Source organism: Spirillospora sp. NPDC052269, assembly GCF_040679435.1.
Lineage (GTDB): Bacteria > Actinomycetota > Actinomycetes > Streptosporangiales > Streptosporangiaceae > Spirillospora.
This window is the reverse complement of the sequence record NZ_JBFAUU010000001.1, coordinates 413,997-434,290: the sequence shown is the minus strand read 5'-3', so window position 1 is coordinate 434,290 and position 20,294 is coordinate 413,997. Positions and strand designations below refer to the sequence as shown.

The 20,294-nt window shown below is 70.1% G+C and carries 21 protein-coding genes and 1 pseudogene; 13 read left to right on the top strand and 9 right to left on the bottom strand.

What is annotated here, in order from left to right:
• Positions 1-25: 25 nt before the first annotated feature.
• On the bottom strand, positions 26-991 hold the full coding sequence (locus AB0L06_RS02110; RefSeq protein ID WP_500229038.1) for an IS481 family transposase: 966 nt from the start codon (positions 989-991) through the stop codon (positions 26-28).
• 109 nt (positions 992-1,100) lie between these two features.
• Positions 1,101-1,649, bottom strand: a pseudogene (locus AB0L06_RS02105) (amino acid ABC transporter ATP-binding protein); the annotation flags it as partial.
• Between AB0L06_RS02105 and AB0L06_RS02100 the strand changes: the two are divergent.
• Positions 1,549-2,241: a transposase family protein gene (locus tag AB0L06_RS02100; RefSeq protein ID WP_500229037.1), complete on the top strand. Its 693-nt coding sequence runs from the start codon at positions 1,549-1,551 to the stop codon at positions 2,239-2,241. The pseudogene AB0L06_RS02105 and the gene AB0L06_RS02100 sit on opposite strands and share 101 nt — an antisense overlap.
• Positions 2,242-3,074: 833 nt before the next feature.
• A complete protein-coding gene (locus AB0L06_RS02095) occupies positions 3,075-3,389 on the top strand; it encodes a hypothetical protein (protein ID WP_500229036.1) in 315 nt (104 codons plus the stop codon).
• A gap of 151 nt (positions 3,390-3,540) precedes the next feature.
• Here AB0L06_RS02095 and AB0L06_RS02090 read toward each other — a convergent pair whose 3' ends face one another.
• From AB0L06_RS02090 to AB0L06_RS02080, 3 genes are all read right to left on the bottom strand, one after another.
• Positions 3,541-4,293: an amino acid ABC transporter ATP-binding protein gene (locus tag AB0L06_RS02090; RefSeq protein WP_500229301.1), complete on the bottom strand. Its 753-nt coding sequence runs from the start codon at positions 4,291-4,293 to the stop codon at positions 3,541-3,543.
• Positions 4,294-4,382: 89 nt separating this feature from the next.
• A complete protein-coding gene (locus AB0L06_RS02085) occupies positions 4,383-5,306 on the bottom strand; it encodes an amino acid ABC transporter permease (RefSeq protein ID WP_500229035.1) in 924 nt (307 codons plus the stop codon).
• Between the two features lie 4 nt (positions 5,307-5,310).
• Positions 5,311-6,273 carry an ABC transporter substrate-binding protein gene (locus AB0L06_RS02080; RefSeq protein ID WP_500229034.1) on the bottom strand — a complete coding sequence of 321 codons (963 nt, stop codon included), beginning with the start codon at positions 6,271-6,273 and terminating at the stop codon, positions 5,311-5,313.
• 355 nt (positions 6,274-6,628) lie between these two features.
• Between AB0L06_RS02080 and AB0L06_RS02075 the strand changes: the two genes are divergently transcribed.
• Both AB0L06_RS02075 and AB0L06_RS02070 read left to right on the top strand, forming a co-directional pair.
• A complete protein-coding gene (locus AB0L06_RS02075; protein WP_500229033.1) occupies positions 6,629-7,828 on the top strand; it encodes an NAD(P)-dependent malic enzyme in 1,200 nt (399 codons plus the stop codon).
• 245 nt (positions 7,829-8,073) lie between these two features.
• A complete protein-coding gene (locus AB0L06_RS02070) occupies positions 8,074-8,676 on the top strand; it encodes a CGNR zinc finger domain-containing protein (protein WP_500229032.1) in 603 nt (200 codons plus the stop codon).
• On the opposite strand, the gene AB0L06_RS02065 is transcribed toward AB0L06_RS02070, so the two are convergent.
• Positions 8,633-9,052 carry a S24 family peptidase gene (locus tag AB0L06_RS02065; RefSeq protein ID WP_500229031.1) on the bottom strand — a complete coding sequence of 140 codons (420 nt, stop codon included), beginning with the start codon at positions 9,050-9,052 and terminating at the stop codon, positions 8,633-8,635. The genes AB0L06_RS02070 and AB0L06_RS02065 overlap by 44 nt on opposite strands.
• Positions 9,053-9,222: 170 nt before the next feature.
• Between AB0L06_RS02065 and sodN the strand changes: the two genes are divergently transcribed.
• From sodN to AB0L06_RS02045, 4 genes are all read left to right on the top strand, one after another.
• Positions 9,223-9,624, top strand: a complete 402-nt coding sequence (sodN, locus tag AB0L06_RS02060; protein WP_500229030.1) for a superoxide dismutase, Ni — start codon at positions 9,223-9,225, stop codon at positions 9,622-9,624.
• A 141-nt stretch (positions 9,625-9,765) separates the two neighbouring features.
• A complete protein-coding gene (locus AB0L06_RS02055; RefSeq protein WP_500229029.1) occupies positions 9,766-10,236 on the top strand; it encodes a GNAT family N-acetyltransferase in 471 nt (156 codons plus the stop codon).
• A gap of 152 nt (positions 10,237-10,388) precedes the next feature.
• Positions 10,389-10,817, top strand: coding sequence for an ATP-binding protein (locus tag AB0L06_RS02050; protein WP_500229028.1), 429 nt, complete (start codon positions 10,389-10,391; stop codon positions 10,815-10,817).
• Between the two features lie 68 nt (positions 10,818-10,885).
• Positions 10,886-11,644: an RNA polymerase sigma factor SigF gene (locus AB0L06_RS02045; protein ID WP_500229300.1), complete on the top strand. Its 759-nt coding sequence runs from the start codon at positions 10,886-10,888 to the stop codon at positions 11,642-11,644.
• 142 nt (positions 11,645-11,786) lie between these two features.
• Here AB0L06_RS02045 and AB0L06_RS02040 read toward each other — a convergent pair whose 3' ends face one another.
• Positions 11,787-12,245: a hypothetical protein gene (locus AB0L06_RS02040; protein ID WP_500229027.1), complete on the bottom strand. Its 459-nt coding sequence runs from the start codon at positions 12,243-12,245 to the stop codon at positions 11,787-11,789.
• Between the two features lie 167 nt (positions 12,246-12,412).
• Here AB0L06_RS02040 and AB0L06_RS02035 point away from each other — a divergent pair, with 167 nt between their 5' ends.
• Positions 12,413-13,363 (top strand): diacylglycerol/lipid kinase family protein, encoded by a 951-nt coding sequence (locus AB0L06_RS02035; protein ID WP_500229026.1) that lies wholly within the window; start codon positions 12,413-12,415, stop codon positions 13,361-13,363.
• Positions 13,364-13,653: 290 nt separating this feature from the next.
• Complete coding sequence (locus AB0L06_RS02030; protein WP_500229025.1) at positions 13,654-13,908, top strand: WhiB family transcriptional regulator; 255 nt, start codon at positions 13,654-13,656, stop codon at positions 13,906-13,908.
• Between the two features lie 207 nt (positions 13,909-14,115).
• Here the strand turns inward: AB0L06_RS02030 and AB0L06_RS02025 are convergent, their stop codons facing one another.
• The gene (locus tag AB0L06_RS02025) at positions 14,116-15,933 is read right to left on the bottom strand and encodes an ABC transporter ATP-binding protein (RefSeq protein WP_500229024.1); all 1,818 of its coding nucleotides are present in this window, start codon (positions 15,931-15,933) and stop codon (positions 14,116-14,118) included.
• 91 nt (positions 15,934-16,024) lie between these two features.
• Here AB0L06_RS02025 and AB0L06_RS02020 point away from each other — a divergent pair, with 91 nt between their 5' ends.
• Complete coding sequence (locus tag AB0L06_RS02020) at positions 16,025-16,456, top strand: MarR family winged helix-turn-helix transcriptional regulator (RefSeq protein WP_500229023.1); 432 nt, start codon at positions 16,025-16,027, stop codon at positions 16,454-16,456.
• Between the two features lie 77 nt (positions 16,457-16,533).
• Here AB0L06_RS02020 and AB0L06_RS02015 read toward each other — a convergent pair whose 3' ends face one another.
• A complete protein-coding gene (locus tag AB0L06_RS02015; RefSeq protein ID WP_500229022.1) occupies positions 16,534-18,192 on the bottom strand; it encodes a GAF domain-containing sensor histidine kinase in 1,659 nt (552 codons plus the stop codon).
• A gap of 64 nt (positions 18,193-18,256) precedes the next feature.
• Between AB0L06_RS02015 and AB0L06_RS02010 the strand changes: the two genes are divergently transcribed.
• Both AB0L06_RS02010 and AB0L06_RS02005 read left to right on the top strand, forming a co-directional pair.
• Positions 18,257-19,453: an 8-amino-7-oxononanoate synthase gene (locus AB0L06_RS02010; protein WP_500229021.1), complete on the top strand. Its 1,197-nt coding sequence runs from the start codon at positions 18,257-18,259 to the stop codon at positions 19,451-19,453.
• A 94-nt stretch (positions 19,454-19,547) separates the two neighbouring features.
• Positions 19,548-20,291 (top strand): GntR family transcriptional regulator, encoded by a 744-nt coding sequence (locus tag AB0L06_RS02005; RefSeq protein WP_500229299.1) that lies wholly within the window; start codon positions 19,548-19,550, stop codon positions 20,289-20,291.
• The last annotated feature ends 3 nt before the right edge of the window (positions 20,292-20,294 follow it).

Here is a 20,294-nt window from a genome sequence, read left to right as displayed (position 1 = left end):
GTCAGGACGCGCTAGCTGTACTTGGTCATGGTCTTGGTGTCAGTCGGGTGATGGGTGGTTGGCCGCCGAGGGCTGTGTGTGGGCGTTTGGTGTTGTAGTGCTCGAGCCAGGTGGTGAGGGCTTGGGTGCGTTGGGTGTTGCTGGTGTAGGGCTGTCGGTAGGCCCATTCGGTGGCCAGGGTGCGGTTGAGGCGTTCGGCTTTGCCGTTGGTCCATGGGTGGCGGGGCCGGGTGAACTTCTGGCGGGCGCCCAGGTCGGTGCAGGCCTTTTGGAAGGCGTGGCTGGTGCGGTAGTTCTTGGCGTTGTCGGTCAGGATCCTGTGGATGCGGGTGATGCCGTGGGCGGCGAAGTAGGCGGCGGCGCGGGTCAGGAACGCGGCGCAGGTGGGGCCTTTCTCGTCGGGTAGGACCTCGGCGTAGGCCAGGCGGGTGTGGTCGTCGATGGCGGTGTGGACGTGGTCGTAGCCGATGCCGCGGCCTCGCACGTTCTCGCTGCGGCCGTGGACGCGCCAGCCGCCGCCGTCGGGGATGCGGCCGAGTTTCTTGACGTCCAGGTGGATCATGTCGCCCGGCGCCGGATGCTCATACCGGCGGGCGCTCTGGCGAGAGGCTCGGATCTGCTGGCCGGTGAGCGGGTCGCAGACCGCCAGCACGGGCACGTTGTGGCGGCGCAGGATCCGGGTGACCGTGCGGGCCGGGACCCCGGTCGCCGCCGTGATGTGGTCGGGACCGGCCCGCAACCGCTGCCGGGCGGCGACCACGCGCTGCTCGACCTCGGCCGGGGTCCGTGACGGGCAGGAGCGGGGTCCGCTGCGCCGGTCGGCCAGCCCGTCCCAGCCCTCGGCCCGGTAACGGCCCACCCACCGGTGCGCGCACTGGCGCGACACCCCCAGCTCCGCGGCCACGTGCGCGACCGGACGACCATCCTCCACGACACGACGAACCAGCAGGCATCTGCCATGAAACGTCAGCCGGGCATTAGCGTGACCCATCAAGACCTCCGGGTGTGGGTGAAGCGTGCAAACTCCACTACGCCCGGAGGTCTTCTTCCTGATCAAACACCCACCGGTCAGGTGTCACCAAGATCATGACCAAGTACAGCTAGAGGACCTTGGAGAGGAAGTCCTGGGTGCGCGGATGCTGCGGGTTCTCGATGACATCGCGCGGACGGCCATGCTCGACCACCACGCCGCCGTCCATGAAGACCAGCGAATCGCCGACCTCGCGGGCGAAGCCGATCTCGTGGGTCACCACGATCATCGTCATGCCGTCCACCGCGAGCTGCTTCATGACCTCCAGCACCTCGCCGACCAGCTCGGGGTCGAGCGCGGACGTCGGCTCGTCGAACAGCATCAGCGCGGGCTCCATGGCCAGGGCGCGCGCGATCGCGACCCGCTGCTGCTGCCCGCCGGACAGCTGTGCCGGGTAGGCGTCCATCTTGTCGCCGAGGCCCACCCGCTCCAGCAGCGCGATCGCCCGCTCCCGGACCTGCGCCTTGGGCAGGCCCTTCACCTGGACGGGCGCCTCCATGACGTTGCCGAGCGCGGTCATGTGCGGGAAGAGGTTGAACCGCTGGAACACCATCCCGATGTCCCGGCGCTGCTCGGCGACCTCCCGCTCGCGCATCTCGTACAGCCGGTCGCCCCGCTCACCCAAGCTCGCCCAAACGCTGCGCAAGACCACCCGTGACGAGGTGCTCTACCTGGTGCTGGACGGCACCCTCGTCCCGATCGACCGGGTCGCCGCCGACCGCCCGTTCCACTCCGGAAAACACCGCCGACACGGCATGAACCTCCAGGTCATCGCCGCACCCAACGGAACCATCGTATGGGTCTCGGGCGCGCTACCCGGCTCAGTCCACGACATGACCGCCGCCAGAATCTGGGGCATCCCACGCACGCTGGCGACCGTCGGGTTCCTGGTCCTGGCCGACAAGGTCTACCAAGGCGCGAAACGAACCGCTACTCATCCCTTACCGCGGCACCGGCAAACCCGAGTCACAGAAGGACGCCAACCGAGCCCACGCCCGACTTCGCGCACCCGGCGAACGCGTCAACGCCCAGCTCAAGCACTGAACCATCCTCCACAAGCTCCGCTGCTGCCCACACCGCGCCGGCCACCTCGCCAAAGCCACCCACGTCCTACAAACCCGCGAAGCCCAAACTCAGTGAAAAAGGCTCACTGGTCCTCACCCATGACCAAACCATCACCGCCTCCAGCAAGAACTACCGGTTCTCGGTAAGCAATGCAGGTCGCGATGGACGCCAAACACCAGCCTGGTGACCGGGATCGACCGCCCGGTGCCGGGCAACCACAACGACTGCACCGCCTACCGCGGTTCGGTAGCCGAGAAGGCCGCGCTGGCGTCCTACCATGCCACCCGCCGCATCGCCTTCACGCATAACTCGGCCTTGGCCGGCCGAACCAGCAATCGACCGCAACTCCCACTGCAGCATGCCCGACCAGCAGACCTTCCGATCATTACGGTACAGCCCTTAGAGGACTTCGAGGGAAAGGCCTCCGCGCACCGACTCCGGACCCTGATGACGTCGAGCGGGCGACCTGCTCGACCAGCACCGAATCATTAGTAGCGCTTCAGTAGCGCATCTTACTGCAAACACTACCCAACGCAACTAGGTACTCACATTTTGTATATTGACCACCAAAATCTTGCAAGCTAAGGTTCCAGTCAATTCAGGGGGCGTGCATTTTCGGCAAACAGGGAGCCGAAGTTGCGCCGTGACGGGAGGATAATGAAGCGCATCGCGAGTATCGCCTTGGCGAGCGTAGCGGCCACTGCTGGCCTAGCAATGGTGGGCGAAGGCTCCGCCAACGCAGACCCTGGCTTCTGTGGGGTAAAGGTGCAGGGCCCTACCCGCGCCCAAGGCAGTCCACTCTGGTCCTACACAATCCGAAACAAGTGCGGGACCAACCAGCGTTTTAAGATCAACTTCCCGGCCGTGGGTCGTTCCTCTTCCTGCAAGACGGTCTACGCGGGCGGGTACACGTCCTACAGCTCCATCGTCATCGACGACGCCTGGTACATCGCGAACTGCTAGTTGACCGGAGAGTCGCATGAGGAATCTTCATCGCTGGGCCAAGGGCGCCCTCGCTGTCACGATCAGCGCCACGGCCATTAGCGGCACAGCAGTCCTGTCCGAAACCACCGCAAACGCAGACTCCGGCTTCTGCGGCGTTCGCAGCGATTCGTACACCGACAGCGGATACTACATCTACGTGGTCCGCAACAAGTGCGCCACTACCCAGCGATTCCGCGTGTACATGCCCACTTTCGGCAGGTACTCCAAGTGCGCGACCATCGCCGGTGGACAACGCGCCTACTACGCCGAGCGAGCCGCCGATCAGGCTTGGCAGATTCAGAACTGCTGATCCCTCGCAAAATCAGGGTGGGGTCAACAAGTGAACTTGTTGACCCCACCCTGATTTACATCCATCTGCGATTCACCCTCTATTTAGAGAAATAGGAAGGGTGACCTGCCAAGGCAGGGAGCGATGGACAGCGGCAGTATTCAGCTACCGTCTACAGCACCTTGGAGAGGAAGTCCTGGGTGCGCGGATGCTGCGGGTTCTCGATGACATCGCGCGGACGGCCATGCTCGACCACCACGCCGCCGTCCATGAAGACCAGCGAATCGCCGACCTCGCGGGCGAAGCCGATCTCGTGGGTCACCACGATCATCGTCATGCCGTCCACCGCGAGCTGCTTCATGACCTCCAGCACCTCGCCGACCAGCTCGGGGTCGAGCGCGGACGTCGGCTCGTCGAACAGCATCAGCGCGGGCTCCATGGCCAGGGCGCGCGCGATCGCGACCCGCTGCTGCTGCCCGCCGGACAGCTGTGCCGGGTAGGCGTCCATCTTGTCGCCGAGGCCCACCCGCTCCAGCAGCGCGATCGCCCGCTCCCGGACCTGCGCCTTGGGCAGGCCCTTCACCTGGACGGGCGCCTCCATGACGTTGCCGAGCGCGGTCATGTGCGGGAAGAGGTTGAACCGCTGGAACACCATCCCGATGTCCCGGCGCTGCTCGGCGACCTCCCGCTCGCGCATCTCGTACAGCCGGTCGCCCCGCTGCCGATAGCCGACCAGGCTGCCGTTCACCCAGAGCCGACCGCCGTTGATCTTCTCCAGGTGGTTGATGCAGCGCAGGAAGGTGGACTTCCCCGAGCCGGACGGCCCGATCACGCACATCACCTCGCCCGGACGCACCTCCAGGTCGATGCCCTTCAGCACCTCCAGGCGGCCGAAGCTCTTGTGCACGCCCTCGGCGCGCACCATGAACTCGGGGCCTCCGGTCTCCGGAGCGTTCCCGGAAACCGTGTCCTCCTCGTCCGCCTTCAGCAGGGGCGGCCTGTCGTCGCTCGCCATCAGGCGCTCCTCCCGCCGCGAATCCGCAGGTTCGCCACGAACCGTTCGAGCATCGTCTGTCGTTGAGCGGTCCCCCGGCCGAAGTAGCGTTCCAAGTAAAACTGCCCGACAGTGAGGACGGACGTCATCACCAGGTACCAGATCGACGCCAACAGCAACATCGGGATGGTCTGATACGTCCTGTTATAGATAATTTGGACGGAGTACAACAGGTCAGGCACCGCGATCACCGACACGAGCGAGGACGTCTTCAGCATGGAGATCGTCTCGTTGCCGGTCGGCGGGATGATCACCCGCATCGCCTGCGGCAGCACCACGCGCCGCATGATCTTCGCCCGGCTCATGCCGAGCGCGGTCGCCGCCTCGCCCTGCCCCGGGTCCACCGACAGGATGCCAGCCCGGACGATCTCCGACATGTACGCCGCCTCGTTCAGCCCGAGCCCGAGGCAGCCCGCGACGAAAGCGGTGATCAGGTCGTTGGCGTTGAAATGTACGAACGTCGGACCGAACGGGATCCCGAGCGAGAACGTCGGGATCAGCGCCTTCACGTAGAACCACAGGATGATCTGCACCAGCACCGGAGTGCCGCGGAACACCCAGACGTACAGCCACGCAACGCCCGAGATCAGCGGGTTCGGGGAGAGCCGCATCACCGCGAGCAGGATGCCGCCGAACACGCCCATCAGCATGGCGATGACCGTCAGCTCCAGGGTCATCACGATCCCGTCGAGGATCGATCCGTCCCAGAACCACGCGTTGATCGTGTCCCAGCCGAACCGCTCGTTGTTGGCGACGCTGTAGGCCGCCCACACCGCGACGTACAGGATCAGCGCCGCGGCCACCCACCGGCCGTAGTGCCGGACGGGAACGGCCTTGATCTCTGTCGGCCGTTCCCGTGGCACCGTCTCGTCAGTCAGAGTCATTCGATCAGCTCTGCGCGCCGTTGATCGTGGGGTTGTCGAGAGCGCCCTTCTCGATGGCCCACTTCTCCAAGATCTTCTTGTACGTGCCATCGGCCTGGAGCGCCTTCAGCGCCCCGAGCACGGCGTCCTTGGTGGTGCCGAGCTGCTTGCTGAGGGCGATGCCATACGGCGCGGTGTCGTAGGTCGCGCCCGCGGTCTCGAACTGCCCGTTGGACTGCTTCACCGCGTAGTCGATGACTGGGGAGTCGGCAAGCACAGCGTCCGCACGGCCGGACGAAAGCGCCAGGTTCGCGCCGTTCTGGTCTGGGAACGCCTGGCCGACCGGACCGGGCTTGCCGCCGTCCTTGCACTTCTTGGTGCGAGTCCCCTTGCCCGCCTTGAGATCGATGGTCGCTGAGACCTCGTCCAACTGGACGGTGCCCTTCTCGACCGCGACCTTCTTGCCGCACAGCGACAAGTCGTCCGGCTTGAAGCCCCCAGGGTTCCCCTTCTTCACCAGAAGCTCGGTGCCTGCAGTGAAGTAGGTCACGAAGTCGAGGACCTTCTCCCGCTCCTTGTTGTCGGTGATCGACGACATCGCGGCCTGGTACTGGCCGCTCTGCAGGCCAGGGACGATCCCCTCGAAGCTGGCCTTCTGGAACGAGAAGTCGACGCCGAGCTTCTTGCCGAGGGCCTTGCCGAGGTCGAGGTCCATCCCGACCAGGGTCTTGTTGTCAGTGCCGTAGAACTCGTTCGGAGCGTACGAAGGATCCGTCGCGACGATGATCTTGCCGGACGACTTGACCGCCTCGCCGAGCTGGTCGTGCAGCTGCGGGTCCTGCTTGATCGCCGAGAAGATATCGCCGACGTCCTTGCCCTGGCCGCCGGCATCCTTCTTGCTGCCGCCACAGGCCGAAAGGGCGAGCGCCGCCGAGAGCACGAGCGCGCCCGCCGTAGCGGTGCGGCGCCCCAGAGAACCGGTGTTCACTGGTCCCCCTCCAAGTCGATTCGTCGGACCGCGTCCCGGCCCGGGTTGTAGGCACATTTTGGTGCATAGTGCCTGCGCCCTTGATTAAGGCTCCGAAACAATCGGACAACAAGGCAGCGCCAGAAATCCAGATGAACCCGCGTAAATTCACCCTACGTGATCGCCGTCACACGGCATGTCGTCGGGTGACCGAGGCCATCCCGGGTCTTCCCTGGAGGTCCGCGGCCGGTATGGCACAATCGGACAACGGGTGACCCCCGTACGTCGCGAGACGCCCCCGACCGGCCCTGGCCACCAGACCAGCGCCCACCGTGGTGGCAATGTCCGTATCGCCGAATCTCTGACAGGGGTCGCTGTGGCCGCCGAGCCCATCACTCATGCCTACCCATCCACCGCGTCACTCAACGACGACCCGGCGTTCGCCCTGCACGTGGGCGGCAAGCTGGAGGTCCGCTCCTCGGTCCCGGTGCGCGACGCCGACGACCTCTCCCTGGCCTACACCCCCGGCGTGGCCCGGGTCTGCAGCGCCATCGCCGACAACCCCGAGCTCGCCCGCGAGTACACCTGGACGTCCCGGGTGGTCGCCGTGGTCACCGACGGGACCGCCGTGCTCGGCCTGGGCGACATCGGCCCCGCCGCGTCCATGCCCGTCATGGAGGGCAAGTCCCTGCTGTTCAAGGAGTTCGCCGGGGTCGACTCCGTCCCGATCGCGCTGAACTGCACCGACGTGGACGAGATCGTCGAGACCGTCATCCGGATGGCGCCGAGCTTCGGCGGCATCAACCTCGAGGACATCAGCGCCCCGCGCTGCTTCGAGATCGAGGACCGGCTGCGCGCCGCCCTCGACATCCCCGTCTTCCACGACGACCAGCACGGCACCGCCGTGGTCGCGCTCGCCGCCCTGAAGAACGCCGCCCGGTTCGTCGGACGCCCCCTGTCCGACCTGCGCGCGGTCGTCGCGGGCGCCGGCGCGTCCGGCATCGCGGTGTCGAAGATCCTGCTCGAGGCGGGCATCGGCGACATCGCCCTGTCCGACAGCAAGGGCCTCATCCACCAGGGCCGGGACGGCCTGAACCCGGTGAAGCAGCGGATGGCCGAGGTGACCAACAGGGCCGGGCTGACCGGCTCCACCGAGGACGCCCTGCGCGGCGCGGACGTGTTCATCGGCCTGTCCGGCAGCACCGTCCAGGAGTCCTGCGTGGCCGGGATGAGCGAGGACGCGATCGTGTTCGCGCTGTCCAACCCGACGCCCGAGGTGCACCCGGAGGTGGCCCGGCGGCACGCCCGCGTGGTCGCCACCGGCCGCAGCGACTTCCCCAACCAGATCAACAACGTGCTGGCCTTCCCGGGGATCTTCCGGGGCGCGTTCGACGTCCACGCGCACACGATCACCGAGGGCATGAAGCTCGCCGCCGCCGACGCGCTCGCCGCGATCGTCGGGGACGACCTGACCGCCGACTACGTGATCCCCGGCCCGTTCGACCCGCGCGTCGCCCCGGCCGTCACCTCGGCCGTGGCCGCCGCGGCCCGCGCCGACGGGGTCGCCCGCGCCTGACCTCGCCTTTCCCACAACGGCCCGCTCTCCCACCGGAGAGCGGGCCGTCCGCATTCCGAGATCCGGTCGCGGCCATAACTCCAAAATATCTTGTGGTCCCCGGGCCGGACGGCCAACAAATCACCGGCTCGAGGCGCGGAACGCCGAATGATTTCCCTTTTCCAGCGCCCCCGGCCGCCGGATGAAGTGCCATACTCGGCAAAGGGGAAAAACGCATCATCGGGTCAACTCCGGCAGGAGTGCACGTGGACCTCGCTTCCTACGCCGACCTGGCGATCGTGCTCGTGAACAGCGGGCGCCGACCGGACGGGGACGCCCTGCGCGACCTCGACGGACTCCGCGACCTGCTCGCCGGGCGCCCGCACCTGGGCGGCACACCGCGCCAGCGCGACCTGGACGCCATGCGCGAGCTGCGCGACCAGCTGCGCGCCGTCTTCACCGCGTCCGCGGACGGCGAGCACGAGCTTGCCGCCGAACGGCTGAACGAGCTGCTCATCCAGCATCCCGTCCACCCGCAGCTGTCCGCGCACGACGGCCTGGGCTGGCACCTGCACGTCAACGAGGGCGGCGCCCTCGCCGACGTCTACGCGGCGCGCGCCGCGATGGGCCTGGCCGTCCGCGTCGCCGAGCAAGGCATCGACCGCCTCCGCGTCTGCCCCGCCGACGGCTGCGGCCGCGCCTTCCTCGACACCACCAAGGACCACTCCCGCCACCACTGCTCCGACGAGTGCGCGGACGCGGGCGCGGGCGTGGCGCGTCGTCAGGGGGTCGCGGCGGCCGAGGACGTGTCCGGGCGGGCGCGGGTCACGGCTGACGTGCCGAACGGGCGAGCAGGCCCGCGCGCTTGAACGGCCAGTAGCGCGCGACGACCGGGCCGAGCACCAGCCCGTGCGGGACGGTGTCGAAGTCCCAGCTGTCCTGGCGTCCGTGCGCGCGCTGGTTGTCGCTCTCCAGCCACCAGCCGCCGGGCTCCTCCCGGACGGCGCGCTTCACGATGAGCTGGTCCTCGTTCCACGGGTGCTGCGCGACGACCGCGTCGCCGTCCCGCACGCGCGCGCCCGCGCGGACGAGCAGCCAGTCCCCCGCGCGCAGCGTGGGCAGCATGGACTCGCCGGTCACCGCGACCGCGCGCAGCCCGCTGCGCCGCCACGCCAGCGCCGCGAGTCCCGCGCCGGCGGCGCACATCCCGGCCTTCGCCGCCGTGCGTCCGGCCCGCTTCCGCATCGCCACTCCTCGCCTCACCGCCCGCCGGCCCGTCCGCCCGCGGCGGCGCCGGGACGGGACCGGCCGGGACCTACGTCCAAAGACCGAGCGCCCTGGCCGAACGCGCCGCCTCGCACAAGGGTAATGTCGGTGTCCTGAGCATGATCCGATATCGAGGGAAGGGAACGCAGGTGCTGGTCAACCTTCTGCGCCCGAAGACCACGGTCTCCGCCCACTGCGACCTGCCGTGCGGCGTCTACGACCCGGCGCAGGCCCGGATCGAGGCCGAGTCCGTCAAGGCGATCATCGAGAAGTACAACGCCAACGAGGACCCGGCGTTCCGGACGCGTGCCATCGGCATCAAGGAGCAGCGGTCCCAGCTGGTCAAGGAGCACCTGTGGGTGCTCTGGACCGACTACTTCAAGCCGCCGCACTTCGAGAAGTACCCGCAGCTTCACACGCTGTTCAACGAGGCGACCAAGCTCGCGGGCGCCGGCGGCACCAAGGGCGGCATGGACGTCGCGGTCGCCGACAAGCTCCTCGAGAAAATCGCCGAGATCGACAAGATCTTCTGGGAGACGAAGCAGGGCTGAGCCCCGCTGACGACCTGACCGAGGCCCGTTCCCTCCTGCGGCTGGAGGGAACGGGCCTCGGCGCGTCTCGTCCCGGACGGTTCGGAGCGGCCGCCCCGGACGGTTCGGAGCGGTGTCCTCGTTTTGGTTAGCCTGGGGAACATGATTCGCCCCGCCCGTCCCGAGGACGTTCCGTCGATCCTGCGCCTGGTGCGCGACCTGGCCGAATACGAGCGCGCCGTGCACGAGGCGAAGGCGACCGAGGAGGACCTGAGCCGCGACCTGTTCGGCCCGGAGCCGAAGGTCTTCGCGCACGTCGCCGAGCACGAGGGCGAGGTCGTCGGGTTCGCGTTGTGGTTCCTCAGCTACTCCACGTGGCTGGGGCGGCACGGCATCTACCTGGAGGATCTCTACGTCTCGCCGATGACGCGCGGCCAGGGGCACGGCAAGGCCCTGCTCTCCGAGCTGGCGCGGATCGCGGACGAGCGCGGCTACGGCCGCGTCGAGTGGTCCGTCCTCGACTGGAACACCCCCGCGATCGGCTTCTACGAGTCGATCGGCGCCCGCCCGCAGGACGAGTGGACGGTCTACCGCGTCACCGGCGACACCCTCCCGCGGCTCGCGCAGGGCTGACCGGTGTGTGCTTTACCGCCTCTTGACCGGGTTTGCGGGGTGAACGCCCACCTCGCCCCCTACTTCGGCGGGCGACCCGCGCGCCGGACGCTCCGGAGGGGCTCCGCAAGCGGTAGTTTCGAATCAGCGGGACCACCCCAAGAGGGAGAGACGTGACCGAGGAAACCGCTGCCATGGCGGCCAGTACCAAGTTGTCCGTGCGTGACGTGGTGACCGTCCGGCTGCCGGCCGCCAGCGCCTACCTTTCGGTGCTGCGGACCGCGACGGCGGGGCTCGCCGCGCGTCTGGACTTCACCCTGGACGAGATCGAGGACCTGCGCATCGCGGTCGACGAGGCGTGCGCGATGCTGCTCGCCCAGGCCGTGCCGGGCACCGACCTGACCTGCGAGTTCGAGCTCACCGGAGACGCGATGCGGATCTCGGTGTCGGTGCTCACGGTGGACGGCCAGGAGCCCAGCCGGGACACCTTCGCCTGGACGGTCCTGTCGTCCCTGGCGGGCGAGGTGGACGCGCGGGTCGGCGCCGACGACCGGGTCACCGTGACGTTGCAGAAGCGCCGCGGTGCTGCGGGGGCCCCGTGACGGAGAACAGGACCACGCTCGCGGGCGACAGCCCCGGCGACTCCGGCACGGAACGCGAGGGAGGCGCCGTGCCCGACCGCGCACGTGCCCGCCGCCTGTTCGAGCGGCTCGCCGAGCTGCCCGAGGGCGACCCCGAGCGCCAGCGCATCCGGGACCAGCTGGTCGAGCTGCACCTGCCGCTGGTGGAGTACCTCGCGCGCCGGTTCCGCAACCGCGGCGAGTGGCTGGACGACCTGATCCAGGTCGCCACCATCGGCCTGATCAAGTCGATCGACCGGTTCGACCTGGGCCGGGGCGTGGAGTTCTCCACCTACGCGACCCCGACGATCGTCGGCGAGATCAAGCGGCACTTCCGCGACAAGGGCTGGGCGGTGCGGGTTCCGCGCCGCCTGCAGGAGCTGAAGCTGTCGCTGACCAAGGCGATCAGCGACCTCGCCCAGCGCGAGGGCCGCGCCCCCACGGTCAGCGAGCTCGCCGCGCACCTGCAGATGTCGGAGGAGGAGGTGCTGGAGGGCCTGGAGTCCGCCAACGCCTACTCCACGGTGTCCCTGGACGCGCCCGACTCCGGTGACGAGGACGCCCCGGCGGTCGCCGACTCGCTCGGCATGATCGACGAGTCGCTGGAGGGCGTGGAGTACCGCGAGTCGCTGAAGCCGCTGCTGGAGAAGCTCCCTGCCCGGGAGAAGAAGATCCTGCTGCTGCGCTTCTTCGGCAACATGACCCAGTCCCAGATCGCCGCCGAGCTGGGCATCTCGCAGATGCACGTGTCCCGCCTGCTGGCGCGGACGCTGGCCCAGCTGCGGGAGGGCCTGACGGCGGACGAGTGATCCGCACGCCCCTCGAGGCCCGGCCGACCCCATGTCGTCCGGGCCTCGCCTTTTGACGGGCCCAGAAGGTCAAGCCTGGAGGGTCAGGGCCCGGAGGCGCGGGGCCCGGAGGCGGTCTTGCGGACTTTGGGGGCTCGGAGGGTCAGGAGCCGGAGCCGGCCTTGCGGTCGGCGTCGTCGGTGGCGTCGGCGTCGCCGCCGCCGTCCTCGTCGTCGTCCCGATCGTCCTGGAAGTTGATCCAGGCGGTGACGGGGGGGCTGAGGACGAGCAGGAGCGTGAGGATCGCGACGGAGCCGAGCGGGATCGCGTAGGCGGGCTGCTCGCTCTGCCAGAGGGACCAGGCGACCGGCAGCGCGAACAGCTGGGTCAGCACGATCGGGGCGCGGCCGCGGCTGTCGCCGCGCAGCAGGAGCCGGGCGCAGCCGAGCATGGCGAGGCCGCCTCCGAGCGCCAGGACGGTCACGGCGACCGCGCTGGTCGGGTCCACGGCGGAGCCGGTGGCCGTCTTGATGCCGGAGAACAGGCCGAAGCCCACGGCGGCGAGGCCCTCGGCCCCCTCCAGCGCGGCGGCGGCGGTCACGATGCTGGGACGCTTCGACACAACCCGCCACCCTACCGGCCGTCCCTGGAAACCCCCGTCCGGGGAGGCCGCGAGCCGTCCGGGCGGGAGGGTGCGTGAGCCTCGCGGGACCCCGGGCGCGGGGCCTGTGGGGGCCGTGGGGCCACCGCGGCGGAACGTCCCGGACGGGAGATCGGTACTCTTGCGCCGTGCGCGCCATGCTGATCGCCAACCCCAAGGCGACCTCCACCAGCCGACGCGCCCGTGACCTGCTCGTCCGGGCGTTCGCCGGGGACCTCGACCTGGAGACCGCCGAGACCGGGCACCGGGGCCACGCCACAGAGCTGGCCGCCCGGGCGGTCGCCGAGCAATTCGACCTGGTGATCGCCATCGGCGGTGACGGCACGGTGAACGAGGTCGTCAACGGCCTGCTGCGGGACGGCCCGTCCGACGACCTCCCGTCCCTGGCGGTGCTGCCGTTCGGCAGCGCGAACGTGTTCGCCCGCGCGCTGGGCCTGCCGAACGACATGGTGGCGGCGACGCGGCAGGTGCTGACGGCCCTGCGGGCGGGCCGGTACCGGACGGTCGGGCTCGGCGCGGCCGTCCTCCCGGACGGTTCGGAGCGGTACTTCACCTTCTGCGCGGGCGTGGGCCTGGACGCGGAGGTGATCCGGGAGGTCGAGCGGGCGCGGCTCGCGGGCGCGAAGGCCGATCCGCTGCTGTACTTCCGGTCCGCGATGCGCCGCTTCTTCGGGGGCACCGACCGGCGGCGTCCCGCGCTGACGATGGAGCTGCCGGGGCGCGATCCGGTGGGCGCGAAGGGGAAGCTGTTCCTGGCGTTCGTGTCGAACACGTCGCCGTGGACCTATGCGGGCCCGTTCCCGGTGAACCCGAGCCCGAAGGCGCATTTCGCGCGGGGGCTGGACGTGTTCGGGATGCGTTCCCTGGCCGTCCTTCCGACGCTGGGCGCGCTGGCGGGGATGTTCGTCGCGCGGGCCCGTCCGGTGCGCGGCCGGCAGGTGCTGAACGTGCACGACGCGGGGCAGGTCACGCTGACGGCGGACCATCCGACGGCCTACCAGCTGGACGGCGATTATCTCGGCGAGGTGGAACGGATCACGTTCCGTTCGGTGCCGAAGGCGATACGCATCGTCATTTGATGCCGATCCGGTGATCCGTTAACAACAAAGTCACACGAACGACCCACCCGTGTGACACATGCGACACCCATACTTTGAGAAACCTTTCTCGAGGGTCTTGCGTCTGTCCGCGCCCCCCTGACACGCTCAAAGTGCGCCGGTAGTCAGGAGCCCAATGAGGCAGCCTCCTGATCGCAGCGCCGCCGAACTGTCACCCCTGACGAAACCTTGACCGTTCCGGGGTGTTCGCGACATGTGAAACCGTTCACAAGTGGAGTGACTTCCGCCACCGCTGACGAAGGAGTGGACGCATGGACTGGCGCCACGAGGCAGCCTGCCGTGACGTGGACCCCGAGTTGTTCTTCCCCATCGGCAACACCGGGCCCGCGATTCTGCAGATCGAAGAGGCCAAGCAGGTGTGCCGCCGCTGCGAGGTGACCGAATCCTGCCTGCGCTGGGCGATCGCGTCCGGCCAGGACTCGGGCGTCTGGGGCGGCATGGGCGAGGACGAGCGCCGAGCGCTGCGCCGCCGCAACGCCCGTGCGCGCGCCCGCGCCACGGCCTGAACTTCCCCGCGCTTCGGCATCGGGCCGCCGAACCCCTCCCGGTCGGAACGGCCCCCGCCGCACAAACGAATCACGCCGGTCTCGTGGAGGCCGTCCGCATCTCTCAGAGAAGCGGCCGACCCCCATAAGATCGGCGTTTTTTCTTTTCTCCGCGCGGGCGCTTCGTCTTTCTCGAAGGAAAGGCGCCGCGGCACTTAGGCCGCCTTCTTAGGCGGGGGTCAGGGAATCGTCCCGGGTTACCAGGGCCGCGTAGGGGCCTTCGGCGGCCATCAGGGATTCGTGGGTGCCGCGTTCGGCGATTCGGCCGTGCGACAGGACGACGATCTGGTCGGCGTCGCGGACGGTCGAGAGGCGGTGCGCGATGGTGATCGTGGTGCGTCCGCGCGAGAGCGTGTCGATGGCCCGCTGGACGGCCCGCTCGGTCTGGGTGTCCAGGGCGCTGGTCGCCTCGTCCAGGACGAGGACGGGCGGGTCGCGCAGGATCGTCCGGGCGATGGCGAGGCGCTGCTTCTCGCCGCCGGAGAAGCGGTAGCCGCGTTCGCCGACGAGGGTGTCGTAGCCGTCCGGGAGGGCGGCGATGTGGTCGTGGATCTGGGCGGCGCGGGCGGCGGCCTCCAGCTCCTCGTCGGTGGCGTCCGGCTTGGCGAAGCGGAGGTTGTCGGCGACGGACGCGTGGAACAGGTAGGTCTCCTGGGAGACGACGCCGACGGCGTCCGAGAGGTCGGCGAAGGACAGGTCGCGGACGTCCACGCCGTCGATGGCGACGCGGCCCTCGGTGACGTCGTAGAGGCGCGGGACGAGGTAGCTGAGCGTGGTCTTGCCCGATCCGGTCTCGCCGACGACCGCGAGGCTCGTCCCGGCGGGGACGGTCACGTCGACGTCGCGCAGGGCGGGCGCCGCGTCCGGGTCGTAGGAGAAGCCGACGCCCTCGAACCGGACCTCGCCGCGGGGGCGGGCGGGCAGGCGCGCCGGGGTCTCGGGCTCCTGGATGTCCGGGACCATGTCGAGGTACTCGAAGACGCGGTCGAAGAGCGAGAGGGAGCTCTGCACCTCGACGCCGGTCTGGAGCAGGATCATCAGCGGCCGGAACATGCCGGTCAGCAGGGTCGTGAACGCGACCAGGGTGCCGATGGTGACCAGCGGGTGGCCCTGGGAGACGGTCGTCCCGGCGGCCCAGTAGACGATCGCGGGCATGGCGGCCATGACGATCCCGTTCGTCGACTGCCGCCAGCGTCCGGCCATGTTGGAGCGGATCTCCAGGTCGACCAGGCCCTCGGACTCGGCGGCGAACCGGTCGGTCTGCGCGCGGGAGCGGCCCATGGTGCGGCCGAGCAGGACGCCGCTGACCGACAGGGACTCCTCGACGATCGCCGACATCGCGGCGAGCTGCCTCTGCCGGACCGAGGTGATCCGGCGGCGCTCGTTGCCGACCCGGCGGCTGATCCACACGAAGACCGGCAGGACGAGCAGCGAGACGAGGGTGAGCCGCCAGTCCAGCGCGAGCATGGCGATCAGGCTGGCGACGACCGTGGTCAGGTTGGAGACGAGCTGGGTGGCGGTCTGGGTGACGGTGGACTGCATGCCGCCGATGTCGTTGGCGATGCGGGACTGCACCTCGCCGGTGCGGGTCCGGGTGAAGAACGCCAGCGGCATCCGCTGCAGGTGGGCGTAGACGCCGGTGCGCAGGTCGTGCATGACGCGCTGCCCGACGGCGGTCGAGATGTAGGTCTGCAGGACGCTGAACACGCTGGTCAGCACGGACACGGCGATCATGCCGAGGACGAGCAGGGTGAGCAGGCCGGTGCGGCCGCGGGGCAGCGCCACGTCCACGATCTCGCGCAGCATGAACGGCGAGGCCAGCGCGACCAGCGCGGACAGGCCGACCAGCAGGCCGACGACGGCGAGCCTGGCCCGGTACGGGCGGAACAGGCGGACGATCCGGAGGATCTGGAGGTGGCTCCTCGGTGTGCTCCGCGCGGCGTCCTCTGGGGCGTCCTGCGGGAGGTTCGGTGTCGGGCTCGGCACGGGCGGCTCCTCTCCGGGGGGATTCGGCGTCCCGGATAACTGAGCTTAGCTCACAATTATTCCCCTGTAACGGTGAGCTAGACTCAGAAGTATGGCGGAGAGCACCCCCGGCGACCGCGCCGAACTGGGCGAACTGTTCCTGCGCGCGGCCAAGCGCGTACGCCGCGGGATGGCCGACCGGCTCGCGCCGCTCGGGCTGACGCCCGCCCAGGGGCGTGCGCTGCGGGTGATCGGCAGGCGGGACGAGCCGCCGCGCATGGCCGAGCTGGCCGAGCGGCTCGGGATCGTGCCGCGGTCGGCCACGACGATCGTGGACGCCCTGGAAGGGGACGGCCTCGTCCGGCGCGAGCCCGACGCGGAGAACCGGCGCGCGACCCGGGTCGTCCTGACCGAGGACGGGCGCGCGGTCCTCACGCGCATGCACGAGGCGCACGTCCGCGGCGTCGAGGACCTGTTCGCGCCCCTGTCCCCGGAGCAGCGGGAGACGCTGCGCGTCCTCCTCGCCGCCATCGACTCCGACTAGGGCGTGCCTCAAGGTCGGCGCCCGTGGCGAGCGGCGGCCAGGTGGCTTGAGACGCGCTATGGCCCGCGGGCGGCGTCCTAGCGGCCGATGGGCGGGGACGGCGGGCGCTGGTGATGGTCGAGCGGGACGTCCACGACGACCTCGGTGCCGCCGCCGTCGCGGGCGTGGAACTCCAGCTTGCCGCCCAGCTCGCCGACGATCAGCGTCCGGACGATCTGGAGGCCGAGGCTGTTGCTGGCCTCCATGTCGAAGTCGTCGGGCAGCCCGACGCCGTCGTCCGAGACGGTCACGACGAGGCGGCGGCCGCTCGGCTCGGCTCCGGCGCCCTTGTCGCCGGACGGCGCTTCGGGCTCGTCGTCGGGCCAGTCGCCCCAGACCCGGATGCCGCGCTGCGCGACGTCCGGGACGCCCTCACCGTACCGGCGGACGAGCACCTCCAGCGTGCCGTAGCGGTTGGCGAGGCCGTGCTCCAGCGCGTTCTGCAGCAGTTCGGTCAGCGCCATCGCGAGCGGGGTGGCGATCTCGGCGGGCAGCACCCCGAAGCTGCCGGTGCGGCTCGGCGCGACCTTGGTCTCGGGCGTGGACACCTCCCCGGCCATCGTGATCACCCGGTCGGCGATGTCGTCGAAGTCGATCAGTTCGTCCGGGGTGTGCGACAGGGTCTCGTGGACGATCGCGATCGACCCGACCCGCCGGACGGCCTCGTCCAGCGCGGCGCGGCCCTCGGGGATGCGCAGCCGCCGGGCCTGGAGCCGCAGCAGCGCCGCTACGGTCTGGAGGTTGTTCTTCACCCGGTGGTGGATCTCCCGGATGGTGGCGTCCTTGGTCATCAGCTCGCGGTCGCGCCAGCGCAGCTCGGTGACGTCCCGGCAGAGCACGATCGCGCCGATCCGGTTGCCGCCGACGACCAGCGGGATCGTCCGCAGCTGCATGATCGAGCCGTGCGCCTCGACCTCGACCTCGCGCGGCGCCCGGCCGGACAGGACGACGGTCAGCGCCTCCTCCATCGGCTCGCCGGTGTCGCACAGGTCATGGGTGATCTTGCCGAGGGACTCGCCGACCAGGTCGGTCGCCATGCCGAGCCGCCGGAACGCCGACTGCGCGTTCGGGCTGGCGTAGGTGACGTGCCCGGACCGGTCGAGCCGGATCAGGCCGTCCCCGACCCGCGGCGACCGGACGAGGTTGGGCTCCTCCCCCGGCACCGGGAACCGGCCCTCGGCGATCATCTGGGCGAGGTCGCTGGCGCTCTGCAGGTAGGTCAGCTCGAGCCGGGACGGGGTGCGCGCGGACGACAGGTTCGTGCTGCGCTGGATCACCCCGAGCATCTTCGCGCCGCGCCGGACCGGGATGGACTCCTCCCGGACCGGGATGCCGCTGCCCCACTCCGGGTCGCCCTCCCGGACGATCCGGCGCTCGCGCCAGGCCACGTCGATCAGCCCGCGCCGTCCGGTGCGGACGACCTTGCCGACCAGGTCGTCCGGGTAGGCGGTCGGGCCGGTGGTGGGCCGCATCTGCGCGATCGCGACCCAGCCGGGCACCGATCCGGGCGGCTGCGGACGGGCCCGCCGGTCGGCCGGGGGCAGCACCGCGTCCGACCGCAGCGGCACCCACAGCACCAGGTCGGCGAAGGACAGGTCGGCGAGCAGCTGCCAGTCGGAGACCAGCGCGTGCAGCCACTCCAGGTCCTCGTCGGTCAGGTCGGTTTGATCGCGGACCAGATCGGTCAAGGTAGGCACGCACCAATCATGGCGCACCGATCCTGTGCTCCGGACCGGCCCCTGACCTGGCAGGATGCCGGACATGACCGGGGCCACCATCGAACAGGCGACCACGACCGATCCGCTGGCGCGGCTGCGCGCGGGCGCGCGGCTGCGGGACGCGGCCGGGCTGTCCCGGGCGCTGTCCCCCCGGGACGGTGATCACGACGGGCTGATCGACCTGGCGTCCAACGACTACCTGGGCCTGTGCCGGGACCCGCGGCTCGCGGCGGGCGCGGTCGCGGCCGTCCGGGAGTACGGGACGGGCGCGACCGGATCGCGCCTGGTCACCGGCACCACCGGGCTGCACGCCGAGCTGGACCGCCGCCTCGCCGCGTTCACCGGGACGGCCGCCGGGCTGGTGTACTCGTCCGGCTACCTGGCCAACCTCGGCGCGATCGCCGCGCTCGGCGGACGGGACGTCCTGGTGGTCTCCGACCGGACCAACCACGCCTCGATCGTCGACGCCTGCCGGCTCTCCCGGTCCCGCGTCGTGATCACCCCCCACCGGGACGTGGCGGCCGTCGAGCGGGCGCTCACCGAGCGTGACGAGCCGCACGCGCTGGTCGTCACCGACGCGGTCTTCTCCGTGGACGGCGACGTCGCGCCCCTCGCGGGGCTGCACCGGGTCGTCCGGGCGCACGGCGCGCTGCTGGTGATCGACGAGGCGCACGCGCTCGGCGTGGTCGGCGACGGCGGACGCGGCGCCGCGCACGCCGCCGGGATCGCCGGGGAGCCCGACGTCGTCCTCACCCTCACGCTGTCGAAGTCGCTGGCGTCCCAGGGCGGGGCGGTGCTCGGGGCGCCCGAGGTGATCGCGACGCTGGTGGACGCGAGCCGCGCGTTCATCTTCGACACCGGCCTCAACCCGGCCGCCGCGGGCGCCGCGCTCGCCGCCCTGGACGTCCTGGCGGCCGAACCCGGTCTTCCCGGACGGGCCCGCGACCGCGCCCGCCGCATCGCCGCCCTCGCGTCCGGCCTCGGCCTGGAGACGACCCCGGACCCGGCGGCGGCCGTCGTCCCGGTCGTCCTCGGCGCCCCGGAGGACGCCTTGCACGCCAGGGACCTGTGCCGCAAGAACGGGTTGAAGGTCGGCTGCTTCCGGCCACCCTCGGTGCCGGACGGCCGGTCCTGCCTGCGGCTGACCGCCCGCGCCACCCTGGAGGAGTCGGAACTCACCGCGCTCGGGGCGGCCCTGGAGATGATCGCGCGCTCTACCGGCCGTAGTCTGCACACGTAACATCGGGGACAACCGATGATGAACGTGAGGAGAGGCCGTGACGGAGGTCAGGGGCACGCCGTCCCGCCGCACGGGCGGGTACGAGCGGTCGCCGTTGAGCGACATCGGCCGTCATCATTCGGCCTCCGCCGCTCCGCGCATCCCGAAGTACTACAAGCTGAAGGAACTGCTCGTCGAGCTGATCCTCTCGCTTCCGCCCGGCAGCCCGCTGCCGCCTGAGCGGACGCTCGCCGAGAAGTACGAGACGTCCCGCACGACGGTCCGGCAGGCGCTCGCCGAGCTGGTCGTCGAGGGCCGGCTGCAGCGCATCCAGGGCAAGGGCACCTTCGTCGCCAAGCCGAAGGTCTCGCAGGAGCTCCAGCTCGTCAGTTACACCGAGGACATGCGCCATCACGGTCTGCATCCGGAGACGCGCATCCTGGACGCCGGGTACGTGAGCGCGGACGAGCGGCTCGCGGCGCTGCTGGCGATCCGCCCGGGCGGGCGCGTCCTGCGCATCCACCGGCTCCGGCTGGCGGACGGCGAGCCGATGTCGATCGACACCTCGCACCTGCCCGCCCGCCGCTTCCCCGGCCTGCGCCGCGAGTTCGCCCGGCACCGGTCGCTGTACGAGACCCTCGCCACGGCCTACGACGTGCACCTGGCCGAGGCCGAGGAGACGATCGAGACCGTCCTGGCGACGCCGCACGACGCCCAGCTGCTCGGCGTGGACGTGGGCCTGCCGATGCTGCTGCTGTCCCGGCACGCCTTCGACACCACCGGCCAACCCGTCGAGTGGGCCCAGTCCCTCTACCGCGGCGACCGGTACAAGTTCATCACCCGGCTCAAGCGCGACTGACCC